16 protein-coding genes are annotated in these 17,439 nt (G+C 42.4%); 13 read left to right on the forward strand and 3 right to left on the reverse strand.

Annotated features, from left to right (window positions below; all coding sequences use genetic code 11):
* From ybeY to deoC, 7 genes are all read left to right on the forward strand, one after another.
* The coding region (gene ybeY, locus Q0486_RS14485) for an rRNA maturation RNase YbeY (protein WP_299234905.1) at positions 1-312 on the forward strand (312 nt) is incomplete at its 5' end.
* 120 nt (positions 313-432) lie between these two features.
* A complete protein-coding gene (gene mnmG, locus Q0486_RS14490) occupies positions 433-2,304 on the forward strand; it encodes a tRNA uridine-5-carboxymethylaminomethyl(34) synthesis enzyme MnmG (RefSeq protein WP_299234908.1) in 1,872 nt (623 codons plus the stop codon).
* Positions 2,305-2,434: 130 nt separating this feature from the next.
* Positions 2,435-2,959, forward strand: coding sequence for an adenine phosphoribosyltransferase (locus tag Q0486_RS14495; protein WP_299234911.1), 525 nt, complete (start codon positions 2,435-2,437; stop codon positions 2,957-2,959).
* A gap of 17 nt (positions 2,960-2,976) precedes the next feature.
* Positions 2,977-4,803, forward strand: a complete 1,827-nt coding sequence (uvrC, locus tag Q0486_RS14500) for an excinuclease ABC subunit UvrC (RefSeq protein WP_299234914.1) — start codon at positions 2,977-2,979, stop codon at positions 4,801-4,803.
* 12 nt (positions 4,804-4,815) lie between these two features.
* On the forward strand, positions 4,816-5,268 hold the full coding sequence (gene dtd / locus Q0486_RS14505) for a D-aminoacyl-tRNA deacylase (protein ID WP_235340757.1): 453 nt from the start codon (positions 4,816-4,818) through the stop codon (positions 5,266-5,268).
* Between the two features lie 2 nt (positions 5,269-5,270).
* A complete protein-coding gene (locus tag Q0486_RS14510; RefSeq protein ID WP_299234918.1) occupies positions 5,271-5,591 on the forward strand; it encodes a nucleotide pyrophosphohydrolase in 321 nt (106 codons plus the stop codon).
* A gap of 71 nt (positions 5,592-5,662) precedes the next feature.
* Entirely contained in the window at positions 5,663-6,553 is an 891-nt protein-coding gene (deoC, locus tag Q0486_RS14515) for a deoxyribose-phosphate aldolase (RefSeq protein WP_299235011.1), read from the forward strand.
* Positions 6,554-6,593: 40 nt separating this feature from the next.
* On the opposite strand, the gene Q0486_RS14520 is transcribed toward deoC, so the two are convergent.
* On the reverse strand, positions 6,594-7,568 hold the full coding sequence (locus Q0486_RS14520) for a polyprenyl synthetase family protein (RefSeq protein ID WP_299234921.1): 975 nt from the start codon (positions 7,566-7,568) through the stop codon (positions 6,594-6,596).
* Positions 7,569-7,662: 94 nt separating this feature from the next.
* On the opposite strand from Q0486_RS14520, the gene polA reads away from it, so the two are divergent.
* From polA to mnmA, 5 genes are all read left to right on the forward strand, one after another.
* Entirely contained in the window at positions 7,663-10,446 is a 2,784-nt protein-coding gene (polA, locus tag Q0486_RS14525; RefSeq protein WP_299234923.1) for a DNA polymerase I, read from the forward strand.
* A gap of 152 nt (positions 10,447-10,598) precedes the next feature.
* Positions 10,599-10,985, forward strand: a complete 387-nt coding sequence (locus Q0486_RS14530; protein WP_299234925.1) for a DUF3836 domain-containing protein — start codon at positions 10,599-10,601, stop codon at positions 10,983-10,985.
* 168 nt (positions 10,986-11,153) lie between these two features.
* Entirely contained in the window at positions 11,154-12,257 is a 1,104-nt protein-coding gene (gene ychF / locus Q0486_RS14535) for a redox-regulated ATPase YchF (protein WP_299234928.1), read from the forward strand.
* Between the two features lie 12 nt (positions 12,258-12,269).
* Positions 12,270-13,184 (forward strand): ketopantoate reductase family protein, encoded by a 915-nt coding sequence (locus Q0486_RS14540; protein ID WP_299234930.1) that lies wholly within the window; start codon positions 12,270-12,272, stop codon positions 13,182-13,184.
* 71 nt (positions 13,185-13,255) lie between these two features.
* On the forward strand, positions 13,256-14,386 hold the full coding sequence (mnmA, locus tag Q0486_RS14545; RefSeq protein WP_299234933.1) for a tRNA 2-thiouridine(34) synthase MnmA: 1,131 nt from the start codon (positions 13,256-13,258) through the stop codon (positions 14,384-14,386).
* Here mnmA and Q0486_RS14550 read toward each other — a convergent pair.
* Together Q0486_RS14550 and Q0486_RS14555 are read right to left on the reverse strand one after the other, a co-directional pair.
* Positions 14,358-15,278 (reverse strand): carbohydrate kinase, encoded by a 921-nt coding sequence (locus Q0486_RS14550; RefSeq protein WP_299234936.1) that lies wholly within the window; start codon positions 15,276-15,278, stop codon positions 14,358-14,360. The two genes, mnmA and Q0486_RS14550, sit on opposite strands and share 29 nt — an antisense overlap.
* Before the next feature lie 89 nt (positions 15,279-15,367).
* Positions 15,368-15,901: a TIGR00730 family Rossman fold protein gene (locus Q0486_RS14555; protein WP_299234939.1), complete on the reverse strand. Its 534-nt coding sequence runs from the start codon at positions 15,899-15,901 to the stop codon at positions 15,368-15,370.
* 181 nt (positions 15,902-16,082) lie between these two features.
* On the opposite strand from Q0486_RS14555, the gene Q0486_RS14560 reads away from it, so the two are divergent.
* The gene (locus tag Q0486_RS14560; RefSeq protein ID WP_299234942.1) at positions 16,083-17,309 is read left to right on the forward strand and encodes a pitrilysin family protein; all 1,227 of its coding nucleotides are present in this window, start codon (positions 16,083-16,085) and stop codon (positions 17,307-17,309) included.
* Positions 17,310-17,439: the final 130 nt, after the last annotated feature.

Below are 17,439 nucleotides of genomic sequence, written 5' to 3' on the forward strand. Positions count from 1 at the left end.
GCCTACATCTTCTGTTCGGACGAAAAAATTCTGGAAGTGAACAGACAGTATCTGCAACATGATTATTACACTGACATCATCACATTCGACTATTGCGAAGGCAAGCGAATATCAGGCGACCTGTTCATCAGCCTTGACACTGTAAGGACAAATGCCGAACAGTTCGGAGCGGAATACGATACGGAACTGCACCGAGTGATTATCCACGGAATCTTGCACCTATGCGGAATAAACGACAAGGGACCGGGAGAAAGAGAGATAATGGAAGCAGCAGAGAACAAAGCACTGGATATGCTTAAGGAAATGAAATAATTAGAACAAAAGTAGTGGGGCGGGAATTTCTCGCCCTACTTTGTTAAATGATATTTGCAAGGGGAAAAAACAACGATAATTTTCACTAATTTTGTACCCAGTAATAAACATCATAATTCAATGGAATTTAAGTACGACGTTATTGTAATCGGTGCCGGTCATGCAGGTTGTGAAGCTGCTGCGGCAGCAGCCAATCTTGGGTCCAAGACATGTCTGATAACAATGGACATGAACAAGATTGCACAGATGAGCTGCAACCCTGCGGTAGGTGGTATTGCAAAGGGACAGATAGTAAGAGAGATTGACGCATTGGGCGGATACATGGGATTGGTAACAGACAAGACTGCCATACAATTCCGAATGCTGAACCGTTCAAAAGGTCCTGCCATGTGGAGCCCTCGCGCGCAGTGCGACAGAGGCAAATTTATCTGGGCATGGAGAGAGATTCTTGAGAACATTCCTAACCTGCATATATGGCAGGATACTGTGGAAGAACTTATAATCGAGAACGGGGAAGTTAAAGGACTGACAACTTGCTGGGGCGTGACATTCTATGCAAAATGTATTGTTCTCACTGCAGGTACATTCCTCAACGGACTTATGCACATAGGACGCAAGATGCTTGCCGGAGGACGTTGCGCAGAACCTGCTTCTTATCATCTTACTGAGTCTATAACCAGACATGGCATCACTGCCGGAAGAATGAAAACAGGTACACCGGTAAGAATTGACGCAAGAAGTGTACACTTCGATCTCATGGAGCCTCAGGACGGCGAAAATGACTTCCACAGATTTTCATTCATAAGTAAGCCAAGAGAACTTAAACAACTTCAGTGCTGGACTTGTTTTACTAACGAAGAGGTTCATGCCACACTGAGAAACGGACTGGCGGACTCCCCTCTTTACAACGGACAAATCCAGAGTATCGGTCCTCGCTACTGCCCGAGTATAGAAACGAAAATCGTAACTTTCCCGGACAAACCGCAGCACCAGCTTTTCCTGGAACCGGAAGGAGAAACTACACAGGAACTTTACCTAAACGGGTTCTCCTCTTCCCTACCTATGGACATCCAGCTTGAGGCTTTGAAGAAGATTCCTTGCTTTAAGGATGTGGTGCTTTACCGCTCGGGATATGCCATAGAATACGATTACTTCGACCCTACCCAACTCAAGCATACACTTGAATCGAAGATCGTAAAGAACCTGTTCTTTGCAGGTCAGGTGAACGGTACTACCGGTTACGAGGAAGCAGGCGGTCAAGGTATCATTGCAGGTATCAATGCTCATATCAACTGTCATGGTGGAGAGCCTTTCGTATTGGGAAGAGACGAAGCCTATATCGGCGTTCTGATAGACGACCTTGTTACAAAAGGTGTGGACGAACCTTACCGTATGTTTACTTCAAGAGCAGAATACAGAATCTTACTGAGACAGGATGATGCCGACTTCAGACTTACAGAAAAAGCATACAAGCTAGGACTTGCAAAACAGAACAGATACGACATCCTCTGCAAGAAGCGTGAAGAGATAGAGAAGATAGTGGAATTCACCAAGACCTACTCTATCAAGGCAGACAAGATAAACGATGGTCTGGAAGCATTAGGAACAGCAAGACTGGTTCACGGATGTAAGCTAATCGACCTGATAAGCCGTCCGCAGATTACGATAGAAAACATCGCTCCTCTTGTTCCGGCATTCAAGGCTGTTCTCGACAGAATAGAAGACCGCAAGGAAGAAATTATAGAGGCTGCCGAGGTACAGATAAAATACAAGGGATACATCGACCGCGAGAGAATGATAGCCGACAAGATACACCGTCTGGAGTCAATCAAGATAAAAGGCAAGTTCGACTATGATACCCTCCAGTCACTGTCAACCGAGGCAAGACAAAAGCTAAAGAAGATAGATCCTGAGACACTGGCACAGGCAAGCCGAATACCGGGTATATCTCCTAGCGACATCAATGTACTACTTGTTCTCATGGGACGATAAAACGATGTTTCACGTGAAACAATTTGTTTAAGGATTACCCGTAAATCACTGTAAATAAAGGAAAACGCCTTAAAGTTTAAAGTGAGGTTAACGTAAAACTTTAAGGTTAGAACAAATAAAATCAAAACCAATGAACAAAGAAACTTTAAGAAAGAACCTCCGTGAGATTCCAGACTTCCCTAAGCCGGGAATTCTATTCTATGACGTTACTACCCTATTCAAAAACAGCGAGTGCCTTAGCGGTCTGATAAATGAGCTGTATGAAATGTACAAGGACAAAGGCATCACTAAAGTAGTAGGAATCGAGTCAAGAGGATTCATCCTTGGCGGTGCTCTGGCTGCAAGACTTGGAGCCGGTTTTATCATGGCCCGCAAGCCGGGAAAGCTTCCGGCAGAAGTAATTGAAGAAACTTACGAAAAGGAATACGGAACTGACACTATCCAACTTCATAAGGATGCCATCAACGAAGACGATGTGGTATTACTTCATGACGATCTTCTTGCCACAGGCGGAACTATGGCAGCTACACACAGACTGGTTAAGAAAGCCGGAGCAAAAGAAACATATATCAACTTCGTTATAGAGCTGAAAGACCTTAACGGAAGAAAGGCTTTCCCTTCCGATGTTGACGTCACAACAATACTTGAACTCTAAATATTTTTTCAGCAATAATGGATTCGAAAGAGGAACTTAAAACCAACGATTATCTTAGGGGAATTGTCTTGAACCTGCCGGACAGTCCGGGAATTTATCAATACCTGAACGCCGAAGGTACAATCATCTATGTGGGCAAGGCAAAGAACCTGAAAAGACGCGTATATTCGTATTTTGCAAAGGAGCACCAATCGGCAAAGACAAGGATTCTGGTAAGCAAGATTGCGGATATAAAATACATTGTGGTAAACTCAGAGGAGGATGCATTATTGCTGGAAAATAACCTGATCAAAAAATATAAGCCACGATACAACGTCCTGCTTAAAGACGACAAGAGCTACCCTTCTATCTGCATCAGCAACGAGTATTTTCCACGTGTTTTCAAGACACGGAAGATAATCAGAAAAGAAGGTACATACTTCGGTCCTTATAGCCACGTCCCTTCAATGATGGCAGTATTGGAGCTTATAAAGAAACTATACAATCTGCGCACCTGCCATCTGGCACTTACACCGGAAAACATATCGCAAGGGAAATTCAAGGTTTGCCTGGAATATCATATCAAGAACTGCAAAGGGCCATGTATAGGACTTCAAAGCCACGAAGAATACATGAAGCAGATAGCCGAAATAAAAGAGATTCTGAAAGGCAATACACGCATCATAAGCGACATGCTGATGGACGAGATGCAGAAGCTGGCAAGCGAACTGAAGTTTGAAGAGGCGCATAAAATAAAGCTGAAATACGACCTCGTAGAAAACTATAGATCGAAGAGCGAGGTGGTAAGTTCAGTACTTCACAACATCGATGTATTCTCTATAGAAACTGACGAAGGAGTGGCATATATCAATTATCTGCACATCACGAACGGATGCATAAACCAGGCCTTCACTTTCGAATATAAAGTGCGGATGAACGAAACAAAAGAGGAGCTCCTGCAATTGGGTATTGTGGAGATGCGCGAAAGATACCAGAGCAAATCGAAAGAGATAATAGTTCCGTTCGAACTGGATATGGAGATGAACGGAGTGATATTTACAGTGCCACAAAGAGGAGACAAAAAACATCTTCTGGAACTGTCTATCCTGAACGTAAAACAATATAAAGTGGATCGCCTGAAACAGGCAGAAAAGCTTAATCCGGAGCAAAGAAGCGTAAGACTGATGAAGGAGATCCAAGAACAGCTTCACCTGGAAAAAATGCCTGTACATATAGAATGCTTCGATAACTCGAACATTCAGGGCTCTGACGCCGTAGCAGCTTGCGTAGTTTTCAAGAAAGCGAAACCAAGCAAAAAGGACTACAGAAAATACATTATAAAAACCGTGGAAGGCCCCGACGATTATGCTTCGATGCAGGAGGTGGTGAGACGAAGATATACACGTATTTTAGACGAGCAGGGCGAACTGCCTGACGTTATTCTGACAGATGGTGGAAAAGGACAGATGGAAGTTGTAAGACAGGTAATAGAAAATGAGCTTCACCTCAACATTCCAATCGTGGGACTGGCAAAAGACAACCGCCACAGAACATCGGAAGTGCTCGCCGGATTCCCACCACAGACCATAGGAATAAAACAGGGAACTCCCCTATTCCATCTGCTTGAAAACATTCAGGACGAAGTACACAGATTTGCCATAACCTTCCATAGAGACAAGAGAAGCAAGAGCCAGATAGCATCGGCACTGGACAACATCAAGGGTATCGGAGAAAAAAAGAAAACGGCGCTTCTGAAGACTTTTAAGAGCGTCAGACGAATAAAGGAAGCCAGCATAGAGGAATTATCCAAAGTTGTAGGAGAAGCCTCTGCAAAGGCCGTAAAAGAGGAATTAAACAAGGAATAATTTTATCAAAATATGAGACTAGTTATACAGAGAGTAAGCCATGCATCGGTAACCATAAACGGCGTGTGCAAATCGGCAATTAAGGAAGGTTTCATGATACTTGTAGGTATAGAGGAAGCCGACACTAAAGAAGATGCCGACTGGCTGTGCAAAAAGGTTATCGGACTGAGAGTGTTCGACGATGAAAACGGAGTGATGAACAAATCTATCATGGACATAAACGGTGAGATTCTAATCGTAAGCCAATTCACTCTTATGGCTTCTACAAAAAAAGGGAACAGACCGTCGTACATTAGAGCTGCCGGACATGAGACCGCTATCCCACTCTATGAATACTTCTGCAGCGAAGTAAGCAAGGCATTGGGTAAAGAAGTTGGCACAGGTGAATTCGGGGCAGACATGAAAGTAGAGCTGCTTAACAACGGCCCTGTAACCATATTGATAGATTCAAAAAACAAAGAATAAATATGACATTTGATGAAGCCCAGAAAACAGTTGACAACTGGATTAAGGAATACGGAGTAAGATATTTCAGTGAACTTACCAATATGGCGGTTCTTACCGAAGAGGTTGGAGAACTAGCCAGAGTGATGTCAAGAAAATACGGCGACCAGTCGTTCAAGGAAGGTGAAAACCAGGATCCGACAGACGAAATGGCCGATGTACTATGGGTACTGCTCTGCCTGGCAAACCAGACAGGCGTGAACCTTACGGAAGCATTCAAGAAGAATATCGAAAAGAAAACTTCAAGAGATAAAGACAGACATAAAAACAATCCAAAACTATAATGCTTATGAGTTACAACGAAGAAAACATCTACGATTTTGAACAGGAACATGACCACGAGCATGAACATGAGATGCCTACAAGTGATAAATACACAGAGGCACTGAACAAGTATAACACCGCCATAAAGGACGATGAAATAACTTATGCAACGGATAATATTCTGAATAAATATCTTCATGAGAACAGCACAAAAGATGTAAAGAAATTTTTATTCAATTGCATAGACCTCACAAGTCTGAAATGTACAGACAGCGAAGAAAGCATACTTAAATTCACAGAGAAGGTTAATGAGTTTGTTGACAAATATCCTGACCTGAAAAACGTTGCCGCAATCTGTGTTTACCCTAATATGGCAGAAATTGTGAACGACGCTCTGGAAGCGGACGATGTCAAGATAGCATGCGTTTCAGGAGGCTTTCCGTCATCACAGACATTCACCGAAGTCAAAGTAGCCGAAACAGCAATGGCTATACACGCAGGTGCCGACGAGATTGATATCGTTATGCCGGTAGGCAAATTCCTTAGCGGAGACTACGAGGGAATGTGCGATGAAATAGAGGAGCTGAAAGCCGTTTGTGGAGAAAAACCACTGAAAGTAATACTTGAGACAGGAGTACTGGGAAGCGCTTCTAATATAAAGAAAGCTTCTATCCTGGCGATGTATGCAGGCGCTGACTTCATCAAGACTTCTACCGGAAAGGAAAGCATAGGAGCAACTCCCGAGGCTGCTTTTATAATGTGTAAGGCAATAAAGGAATACTTCCTTGAAACAGGAATAAAGATCGGTTTTAAAGCTGCCGGAGGTATAAATACAGTGGAAGATGCCTTGAAATATTATACAATAGCCAAAGAAGTACTTGGAGAAGAATGGCTGAACGAGGGACTATTCCGCATCGGAACAAGTCGTCTTACAAACCTTTTACTTTCGGACATAACAGGTGAAGACATCAAGTTCTTCTAAATCTACATAAAACGAAAAAGGACGGTTTCCCGTCCTTTTTTTATTTCTTTCTGTCAATTACATAATCAATATAAGCAGTCAATGCAAGCCTTATATCCTGTGGTATATATTCAGGCAATAAGTCTAGCGCCTTGTTTCTATAATCACGCATAACCTTATCGGCATACTCTATTCCACCCTCTTTTTTAACCGTCTCAACAAACGACATGATTTCGTCTTTGCTGGCTTTCATACCTCTTATGCGCAAGGCTAAAGCATTCAAGGCATCATCATTCATCTTATTCAGGACATATATTGCAGGCAGGGTAAGTTTACCTTCAATCATATCGTTTCCGGTAGGCTTTCCTATGTTTTCATCTTCAAAATAATCAAAGATATCATCCTTTATCTGAAATGCAATACCAAGCATTTCTCCAAATGATGCTGCACTTTCAACCTCTTTTTCCGATGCACCTACAGCAACTGCTCCACACTCTGCTGCAGCAGCAAACAACGCTGCAGTTTTTCTGCGTATTACATTGAAATAATCTTCTTCTGAGAATTCTTTATTCGAAAGATTGGCCAACTGTATCACCTCACCCAAAGAAAGATCCTGACCAAGATCGGACACCAGTTCAACCAGCTTGATGTTTTTGGTCAATGAGGCATGTTTCAAACAAGTAGCCAGGATATAATCGCCAACCAAAACCGAAAGTTTGTTATTATAAACAGCATTTACAGACTGCTGTCCCCTACGTTCACTACTCTCATCCACCACATCATCATGAACAAGACTTGCCGTATGAAGCAATTCAAGCGACAGAGCTACATGCCTTACTGAATCATCTATAACGCCATAAGCTTTGGCAACAAGCATAACCAATATCGGCCTCATCATCTTGCCACTCCTATTCTTGATATATGCAAGCACATTGTCAAGAAGCGGATTATCACTCTTTAATGACGAAACGAATAGCTCTCTGAAAGCCTCCAACTCATTTGTAATAGGTTGTTTTATTATATCTACTGTGTTCATCGGGAATAAATTAGCGTACAAAAGTAATAATAAAACGGGGAATACGGTATTTTTTTGTACTTTTACATGAAATTTCATTATTAATTCACACTATATGGATAAACTTTTTCTACTCGATGCCTACGCATTAATCTACCGTGCATATTACGCATTAATCAAAAGTCCCAGAATAAACTCGAAAGGTTTCAACACATCAGCTATCCTGGGTTTTGTAAATACACTTGAAGATGTATTGAAAAAAGAATCGCCTACCCATATCGGTGTAGCTTTCGACCCATCAGGTCCGACATTCAGACACGAAGCATACAAGGAATACAAAGCACAGAGAGAAGAAACTCCTGAAGCAATACGACTGTCAGTTCCTATTATAAAGGATATAATCAGAGCTTACAAGATTCCTATACTGGAAGTTCCGGGATACGAAGCTGACGACGTTATCGGCACACTTGCCACCGAGGCCGGCAAAAGAGGTATCACAACTTATATGATGACTCCCGACAAAGACTACGGCCAGCTGGTAAGCGAGAACGTATTCATGTACAGACCTAAGTATGGCGACAAGGAATTCGACATAATGGGTATCGAAGAAGTAAAAGCAAAATTCAATATAGAATCTACCAGTCAGGTAATCGATATGCTTGGACTTATGGGTGACTCGTCAGACAATATACCGGGGTGTCCTGGCGTTGGCGAGAAAACCGCCCAGAAACTTATCTCGGAATTCGGAAACATAGAAAACCTGCTTGAACATACAGACCAGTTGAAAGGAGCAATAAAGACAAAGGTAGAATCGAATGTCGAAAAGATAAAATTCTCAAAGTTTCTCGCCACTATAAAAACTGACGTTCCTATCGAACTTGACATGGATTCACTGAAACGTGAAACTCCGGATGAGGAAAAACTCAGAAACATTTTCGAGGAGCTGGAATTCCGTACTCTATTGGAAAGGGTATTCAAATCCGACAAAAAGCCGGCAGCAAAACCGGCACCCGAAAAACAGGCACTCCAAGGCGATCTCTTTGGATTTTTTGCCGACGACAATACGGAAGAACAGAAAAATTCAAGTCTCAAAAGGCTTGAAGACACCGACTACGACTATCAACTCATTGATACAGAGGATAAAATAAACGATTTTTTAAGAATAATCCTTACAAAGGAAATTATCAGTCTAGATACGGAGACTACAGGCACCGACGCAATGAGCGCAGAACTGGTAGGAATGAGCTTCAGTTACAAAGAAAACCAGGCTTTTTATGTTCCTGTTCCGCAAAACAGGGAAGAAGCTCAAAAAATCGTCGATAAGTTCAAACCTGTATTCGAAAATGAAAAATCCATAAAGGTAGGACAGAACATAAAATACGATATGATTGTCCTTGGCAATTATGGAGTCAGCATTAAAGGACATATGTTCGACACCATGATTGCTCATTACGTGTTGCAGCCGGAACTGCATCATGGTATGGACTATCTGGCAGAAGTATATCTTAAATATGACACCATAAAGATAGAAGAGCTGATTGGCACAAAAGGAAAGAACCAACGGAACATGCGCGACCTCTCTCCTAACGATATATATAAATATGCATGCGAGGATGCAGACGTAACGCTCAAACTTAAGAACATTCTTGAAAAGGAACTTGAGACTAACGGTGTGAAAGAACTGTTTGAAGAAATAGAGATGCCACTTGTTCCTGTGCTTGCATATATCGAAAGAAACGGAGTGAGAATAGATACCGAAGCGCTGAAAGAAACTTCCAGACACTTCACCATAAGAATGCGCGAAATAGAAGAAGAAATCTACAAACTTGCAGGAATGGAATTCAATGTATCTTCTCCTAAACAGGTAGGTGAAGTTCTTTTCGACAGACTTAAGATTGTAGAAAAAGCCAAGAAAACCAAGACAGGCCAATACGTAACATCGGAAGAGGTTCTGGAAAGTCTGAAAGGCAAACATCAGATAGTAGAAAAAATTCTTGACTACAGAGGATTGAAAAAACTGCTCAGCACATATATAGATGCACTGCCTGAACTTATCAATCCGAAGACAGGAAGGATACATACATCTTTCAACCAAACAGTAACTGCTACAGGAAGATTAAGCTCAAGCAATCCTAACCTGCAGAACATTCCGGTCAGAGACAATGACGGAAAAGAAATAAGAAAAGCATTTATTCCGGACGACGGATGCGAATTCTTTTCTGCCGACTATTCTCAGATAGAGCTTAGAATAATGGCACACCTGAGCGAAGACGACAATATGATTGAAGCATTCAGAGAGGAGCAGGATATTCATGCAGCGACTGCAGCAAAAATATATAAGATAAATATAGACGAAGTGACCAGAGAACAAAGAAGCAAAGCAAAAACTGCAAACTTCGGAATTATATACGGTATATCTGTCTTCGGGCTTGCGGAACGTCTGAATGTAGATCGCAAAGAAGCCAAGGAACTTATTGACGGATATTTCGAAAACTATCCGAAAGTAAAAGCCTATATGGACGAAAACATACGCTCTGCAAGGGATAAAGGTTACATTGAGACAATTTTCAAGCGCAAAAGGTATCTTCCTGACATAAACTCAAGAAATGCCGTTGTTAGAGGGTATGCCGAACGAAATGCAATTAACGCCCCTATTCAGGGTAGTGCAGCCGATATTATCAAAGTAGCCATGATAAGAATATACAAACGCTTCATAGATGAAGGCATCAAGTCTAAAATGATACTACAGGTACACGATGAACTCAATTTCAGCGTGTTGAGAGAAGAAAAAGAAAAAGTGCAGCAAATTGTGATATCCGAAATGGAGGCTGCTTACAAAATGAAAGTACCTTTGCTTGCAGACTGTGGTTGGGGTCAAAATTGGCTTGAAGCGCATTAATTTATCTAAATTGTAAACAGAAGTTAAATAACTAACATTTTGCTAATTTATAGCCATTTTTTAGGGATAAACTATACAACATATCAAAATAACATCTATATTTGCACCGCAATCAAGAACAAAATGTAAGTTAAACCTAAAACAATAAAAATATGAAAGCTATGAATTTTATCAAAACCTTGTTAGTAATTGTAACAGTTTTTATCGCTAATGCTACTATTTCAGCTGCTAAGTTGAATAACAACCTGATTTACAACGCAGAAGAAGTTGACGGAGTGAAAGTTGCAGAAACAGTCTATAAGATGGATAACAATCTGCTAACTAAATACATGAAGTACAACTATAAATATGATGAAAATAACCAGATGACTGAAAATTTGTCACAGAAATGGAATGCTGAAAGCAACTGTTGGGTAAACGATTTAAAAATCTGTTATACATACGACAAGAAGAGCGTTACAACAGAATACTACAAATGGAACAGCAAGAAGGGTACATTCATCCTTATTCCTGACATGACAGTTACAATGGATAAATAAAAAACAAGCAGATAAAATCAGTAAACATAAATCTCTCTAAATTTTAGGAGGTATCTTTGGAAGATACCTCCTTTTTTTGCTATATGACTACCATTCTTTGGTTATATTATTAGAAATAAGTACCTTTGCAAAGTTTTAGATCTAAAAATAAAAAACTTAAATATATTTATGGCTCTACAATGTGGTATTGTCGGCCTACCTAACGTAGGCAAATCGACACTTTTCAATTGCTTATCTAATGCAAAGGCTCAGGCAGCCAATTTCCCATTCTGTACAATTGAACCTAACGTAGGTGTAATCACTGTACCTGACGAACGTCTTAACAAACTGGCAGAACTTATAAATCCTAACCGAATAGTTCCTACAACAGTAGAAATCGTTGATATCGCCGGTCTGGTAAAAGGAGCTAGCAAGGGCGAAGGTCTTGGTAACAAATTCCTTGCAAACATCCGCGAAACAGACGCTATCATCCACGTTTTGCGTTGCTTCGACGATGATAACGTCACTCACGTTGACGGAAGCGTTGATCCTGTACGCGACAAGGAGATTATCGATACCGAACTTCAGCTGAAAGACCTTGAAACTATTGAAAGCCGCATACAGAAAGTGCAGAAACAGGCACAGACAGGTGGCGACAAGGTTGCAAAACAGACATACGAGGTACTTGTACAGTACAAGGAAGCCCTTGAACAGGGAAAATCAGCACGTACAGTACAGTTCGAAACAAAAGACGAACAGAAGATAGCAAGAGAACTGTTCCTCATCACCAGCAAACCTGTACTTTATGTATGCAATGTGGATGAAGCAAGCGCTGTAAACGGAAACAAATACGTTGAACAGGTTCGCGAAGCCGTAAAAGACGAAAATGCTGAAATCCTTATAGTTGCAGCCAAGACAGAAGCAGACATTGCCGAACTTGAAACATACGAAGACCGTCAGATGTTCCTTCAGGAAGTAGGTCTGGAAGAATCAGGCGTGACACGACTCATCAAGGCTGCCTACAAACTGCTTGACCTTGAGACATTCATAACAGCCGGAGTACAGGAAGTGAGAGCTTGGACATACCGCAAAGGCTGGAAAGCTCCACAATGTGCCGGTGTTATCCACACAGACTTCGAAAAAGGCTTTATCCGTGCCGAAGTAATCAAATACGACGATTACATCAAATACGGTTCTGAAGCAGCTGTAAAAGAAGCTGGTAAGATGAATGTCGAAGGAAAGGACTATGTAGTTCAGGACGGCGACATCATGCACTTCAGATTCAATGTATAATTTCAATTATATATGCAAAAGAAATATCTAATCATAGGAACCGGCGGCGTTGGAGGCAGCATCGCCGGTTTTTTGGCATTAAACGGTGAGGACGTCACCTGCATAGCACGTGGCGCGCACCTTGAGGCAATCCGAAGCAAAGGACTGCACCTGAAATCCGATCTTAAAGGAGAACACTTTCTGAACGTAAAAGCCTGTACATCCGAAGAATACAACGACAAGGCTGACGTTATTTTCGTATGCGTAAAAGGATATTCCATCGATTCCATAAAAGATGTACTTGAACGCGCCTCAACACCTGACACACTGGTTATTCCGATACTTAATGTCTATGGCACAGGACCTAGAATAGGACGTCTTGCCCCATCGGTGAAAGTTCTTGACGGATGTATATACATAGTAGGTTTCGTATCCGGCGAAGGCGAAATAACCCAAATGGGAACGATTTTCCGCCTCGTATTCGGCGCACGTCCGGAACAGGGTGTTTCCCATGAAAGACTTGAAGAAATAGCCGATACACTGCGTAAATGCGGTATTAAGGTAGATGTATCCGACGATATAAACCGTGATACATTCATAAAATGGGCATTCATTTCTGCCATGGCCTGTACAGGAGCATATCATGATGTCCCGATGGGTGAAGTACAGCACGAAGGCGAAGTGCGTGACACATTTAAAGGCTTGTCAAACGAGAGTGCAGAGATAGGCCGTCGCCTGGGAGTAATATTCCCTGAAGACCCTGTAGAATATAATCTGAAGGTAATCGACAAGCTCGATCCTCACAGCACGGCATCAATGCAGAAAGATATAGCACGCGGACACCAATCCGAAATACAAGGGATGCTATTCGATATGATAGACCTAGGCGAAAAGCTTGGAGTAAACCTCGACACATATCATAAGGTTGCCAAAAAGTTCATAAAATAAGTATAGGTATCTCCTATTTTATGAACATCATCGCCACACCTGCTGTTATTTAATACAAAACGACACTAAGAATGAAAGACAGAGAAAAGAGAGTACTAGTAGGCATGAGCGGCGGAATAGACAGTTCTGCCACATGCATCATGCTTCAGGAAAAAGGATATGAAGTAGTGGGCGTAACCATGCGCACATGGGACATAGCGTCGCAGTTCACAACCCCCGGTCAGGAAGAGCCGAACTTTGTGCTCGAAGCAAAAGCACTGGCAGAAAGACTGGGTATAGAACACCATGTGGCAGACGTTCGCGAGGAATTCAAGCAGGTGATAGTGAAGTATTTCATCGATGAATACATGCGTGGCCGCACCCCTAACCCATGCGTTATGTGCAATCCGCTTTTCAAGGAAAGGATATTGTGCGAATGGGCTGACAAGACCAATTGTGCCTACATAGCAACAGGTCATTACTGCCGTATGGAGGAAAGAAACGGAAACAGATATATACTCACAGGCGACGACAGTACAAAAGACCAGTCGTATTTCCTATGGAAACTTCCTCAGGAGATACTCCGCAGAATGATGTTCCCGCTAGGTGGAATGACTAAGATAGAGGTAAGGGAATACCTTGCATCGAAAGGCTTCGAAGCCAAGGCCAAGGGAGGAGAAAGCATGGAAATATGCTTTATCGACAAGGACTACAGAGACTTCCTGAAAGAGCATTGTCCTGACATAGACGAGGAAATAGGCCCGGGCTGGTTTGTTGACAGCAAGGGGCTGAAATTAGGTCAGCATAAGGGATTTGCCTATTACACCATAGGACAGCGCAAAGGTCTGGAAATAGCACTGGGAAAACCTGCCTACGTACTGAAAATAAACCCAGCAAAGAATACAGTAATGTTGGGCGATGCAGAGCAACTAAAGACTGAATACATGCTGGTGGAAGACATCAATGCTGCCGACATAAACGAGATTCTTACATGCCCCGAACTGTCAGTAAGAATACGCTACAGAAGCAAGCCTATTCCATGCACCGCTACCCTATTGGATGATGGACGCATGATGGTGCATTTCAGCGTCGAAGCATCGGCCATCACACCGGGACAGTCTGCCGTATTCTACGACGGCAACCGCGTTCTGGGAGGTGGTTTCATTGCCTTCCAGAACGAAGTGAAGAAGATTGTCAGCGGTATGACGCAGCAAACTCTTTAGAAACAGAATTATGTACGCTGCGGCACACTTCAGCGCTGAAGTCAATGCCGCAGCGTATTATCTTGTCCCAATCGGTTTCCGAAAGACCGGACAAATCATCTTTTCCGATATTGTTCTTTATAAGCCCATATACCACACCGGCATTGAAGTTATCGCCCGCACCTACGGTACTCACAGTTTCTATCGGCTCAACGCCGTATGTCTTATTGAATTTACCCGTATATAGGTGTATATCCTTATCGGCATCAGTACAGATAAAGTTCTTACAATAAAAACCGACGTTATTCTTATAAACTTTATCAGGATCGTTTATTTTGAACAGGTTCTGGAAGTCCTCAGTCGAGCCGCGCAGAATATCCGCATACTCAAAATTCTCAAGCACGGTAGGCATAAGTTTAATAGCCTCCGACAAATGATTGCTTCTGAAATTCACGTCATAATATATTATGGCGCCATTATCCTTGGCCATGTCCATTACTTCCTTAATCTTGTCACGAAGCAAAGGCGATATAGCATAATACGAACCTATCATCAGTATATCATCCTTACCAATTTCCGGCATTTTTACGTCCAGCCTCAACTTAGGATAATCCTTGTAGAAAATATATTCCGCATCGTTCCTTTCATTCAGGAAAGCCAATGATACGGGCGATTTTCCGTCAGGAAACACATTAACGCTATCAGTCTTCACACCGTTTTCACGCATATTCTCAAGGATAATCTGCCCTACCCTGTCGTTACCAGTCTCGCTTATGAACGTTACGTCCATACCCATTCTTCCCAACGACACTATACCGTTATATACCGAACCTCCCGGCACAGCTGCCTGTGGCTGTCCGTCTCTGAAAAGTATATCGAGTATCGTCTCTCCTATACCTATAATCTTTCGCATATTTTTTAGTTTACAAGTTAAATAGTTACTAGTTGACGAGAGACCAGTTGACGAGGTTCCCTAGTATCTGGTTCCTAGTATCTAATATCTTATTTTATCATCTCCACCAGTTCTTCGAACGAGTTTGCCACCTTATAAAAATTCTTCAGTGGCGAGTGAGCAAAGTGCTGTTTCTCCAGTCCGTCAAGGAAGGCAATGACTCCATCCCAAAATCCGTTTATATTGTAGAAAATCACCTGCTTTCTGTGGTATCCTATAGTAGCAGATGCCATTACGCTGAACACCTCATCCAATGTTCCCACTCCTCCGGGCAATGCTATCGACACATCCGATTCGCGCAACATCACGTCTTTCCTTTCACTCAGATTGTCAGTACGGAAAACCACGTCGCAAAGGTCACTGGTCTTTCCACGCTCCTCCACTATGGTAGGCACCACTCCCATGACCATAGCTCCGTGCGCCTTAGCCTCTGCTGCTATCTCTTCCATAAGTCCTGAACTGGTACCGCCATAAACCAAAGTTTTACCGTTATCACCCATCCAGGCACCTAGCTCGCGTGCCTTTTCGGCATATATGTTATCAATGTCCTGCGATGCAGAACAAAATACTGCTATATGTTCCATACTAATATGAATTTTATTCACAAATATGGAGATAAAAATTGACACTATTCACAGGCCTGATACGTTTTTTTTAAATGGCCTGTCATTTAAGTTCAAACGACAGCCCATTTTACCTTAAATGACAGGCCATTTTTTTATAACGAAAACCTTTCTTAAATTTGCACCGTACAATAATTTAAAAATGAACACAATATCTACATATACACTTGCAAACGGGCTGAGGATAATACACTGCCCCAGCCCAACCGACGTAGTCTATTGCGGATATGCCATTAACGCAGGCACACGCGACGAAAAAGACTACGAACAGGGAATAGCCCATTTTGTGGAACATCTCCTTTTTAAGGGTACCACACACCGCCGTGCATGGCACATACTCAACCGTATGGAAAACGTAGGCGGCGACCTCAATGCCTACACCAACAAGGAAGAGACCGTTGTCTATAGCGCCTTCCTGAGACAGCATTTCATGCGTGCCGCCGAACTTCTTACCGACATCGTATTCCACAGCACATTTCCGGAAAACCAGATAGAGAAAGAAGTGGAAGTCATAATAGACGAAATACAGAGCTACGAAGACAGCCCTGCAGAACTTATATTCGACGATTTCGAGGAACTGATATTTCCCGACCATCCGCTGGGAAGAAATATCCTCGGAAAACCGGAACTGCTCAGAGGATTCGGTCCGGAAGACGCGCTACGCTTCACAGGCAGCAGATACAAGACTGGCAACATGGTATTTTTCGTATTAGGAAATATACCGTTCAGGAAAGTTACAGATACAATCGAGAAACTTACTCGCGACATCACACCATACACATCTCCTGTAGACGGACGCACCTCTCCCCTGCCTTACGTTCCACGCGACCTCATTCTGAGCCGGGATACGCATCAGTCACACGTCATGATTGGTACCAGAGCCTACGACGCACACAACAACCGGCGTACAGGTCTTTATCTTCTTAACAACATACTTGGCGGTCCGGGTATGAACAGCCGTCTGAATGTAGTCCTCAGAGAGAAAAATGCCCTTGTATATAATGTAGAATCGAACCTCACATCATACACCGATACCGGAGTGTTCAGTATATACTTCGGCTGCGATCAGGAAGACAGAGACCGCTGTATAGAACTGACAAAGAAGGAACTCAAGAAACTGAGAGATAACCATATAAAAGAAAGCCAGCTCTCGGCAGCCAAGAAACAGATTATAGGGCAACTGGGAGTAGCATCGGACAATTTTGAGAACTGCGCCCTCGACATGGGAAAATGTTTCCTACATTACAACCGCTACGAAGAAAAAGAAGAAGTCTTTAAGCGAATAGAAAGTATAACATCTAAGGAACTTCTTGAAATCTCCAACGAGATATTCAGCGAAGAACGCCTATCCACGCTGATTTATGAATAACTCAAGTTTAGCTTCGCTTTCTGTTGAACGAAGTAAAACACCGCAAAAACACGAAGCGAAATACCGCAAAAACACGAAGTAAAACGCCACAAAAATACGAAGCATCTTTGATAAATTATTAATTTACAGT

Origin of the sequence: uncultured Bacteroides sp. (assembly GCF_937912035.1) — a bacterium.
Lineage (GTDB): Bacteria > Bacteroidota > Bacteroidia > Bacteroidales > Bacteroidaceae > Phocaeicola.

Excerpts from the sequence above, each read along its gene's own strand:
- mnmG (WP_299234908.1), top strand. The coding sequence starts at position 433 with ATGGAATTTAAGTACGACGTTATTGTAATCGGTGCCGGTCATGCAGGT.
- Q0486_RS14495 (WP_299234911.1), top strand. The coding sequence starts at position 2,435 with ATGAACAAAGAAACTTTAAGAAAGAACCTCCGTGAGATTCCAGACTTC.
- uvrC (WP_299234914.1), top strand. The coding sequence starts at position 2,977 with ATGGATTCGAAAGAGGAACTTAAAACCAACGATTATCTTAGGGGAATT.
- dtd (WP_235340757.1), top strand. The coding sequence starts at position 4,816 with ATGAGACTAGTTATACAGAGAGTAAGCCATGCATCGGTAACCATAAAC.
- Q0486_RS14510 (WP_299234918.1), top strand. The coding sequence starts at position 5,271 with ATGACATTTGATGAAGCCCAGAAAACAGTTGACAACTGGATTAAGGAA.
- deoC (WP_299235011.1), top strand. The coding sequence starts at position 5,663 with ATGCCTACAAGTGATAAATACACAGAGGCACTGAACAAGTATAACACC.
- Q0486_RS14520 (WP_299234921.1), bottom strand. The coding sequence starts at position 7,568 with ATGAACACAGTAGATATAATAAAACAACCTATTACAAATGAGTTGGAG.
- polA (WP_299234923.1), top strand. The coding sequence starts at position 7,663 with ATGGATAAACTTTTTCTACTCGATGCCTACGCATTAATCTACCGTGCA.
- Q0486_RS14530 (WP_299234925.1), top strand. The coding sequence starts at position 10,599 with ATGAAAGCTATGAATTTTATCAAAACCTTGTTAGTAATTGTAACAGTT.
- ychF (WP_299234928.1), top strand. The coding sequence starts at position 11,154 with ATGGCTCTACAATGTGGTATTGTCGGCCTACCTAACGTAGGCAAATCG.
- Q0486_RS14540 (WP_299234930.1), top strand. The coding sequence starts at position 12,270 with ATGCAAAAGAAATATCTAATCATAGGAACCGGCGGCGTTGGAGGCAGC.
- mnmA (WP_299234933.1), top strand. The coding sequence starts at position 13,256 with ATGAAAGACAGAGAAAAGAGAGTACTAGTAGGCATGAGCGGCGGAATA.
- Q0486_RS14550 (WP_299234936.1), bottom strand. The coding sequence starts at position 15,278 with ATGCGAAAGATTATAGGTATAGGAGAGACGATACTCGATATACTTTTC.
- Q0486_RS14555 (WP_299234939.1), bottom strand. The coding sequence starts at position 15,901 with ATGGAACATATAGCAGTATTTTGTTCTGCATCGCAGGACATTGATAAC.
- Q0486_RS14560 (WP_299234942.1), top strand. The coding sequence starts at position 16,083 with ATGAACACAATATCTACATATACACTTGCAAACGGGCTGAGGATAATA.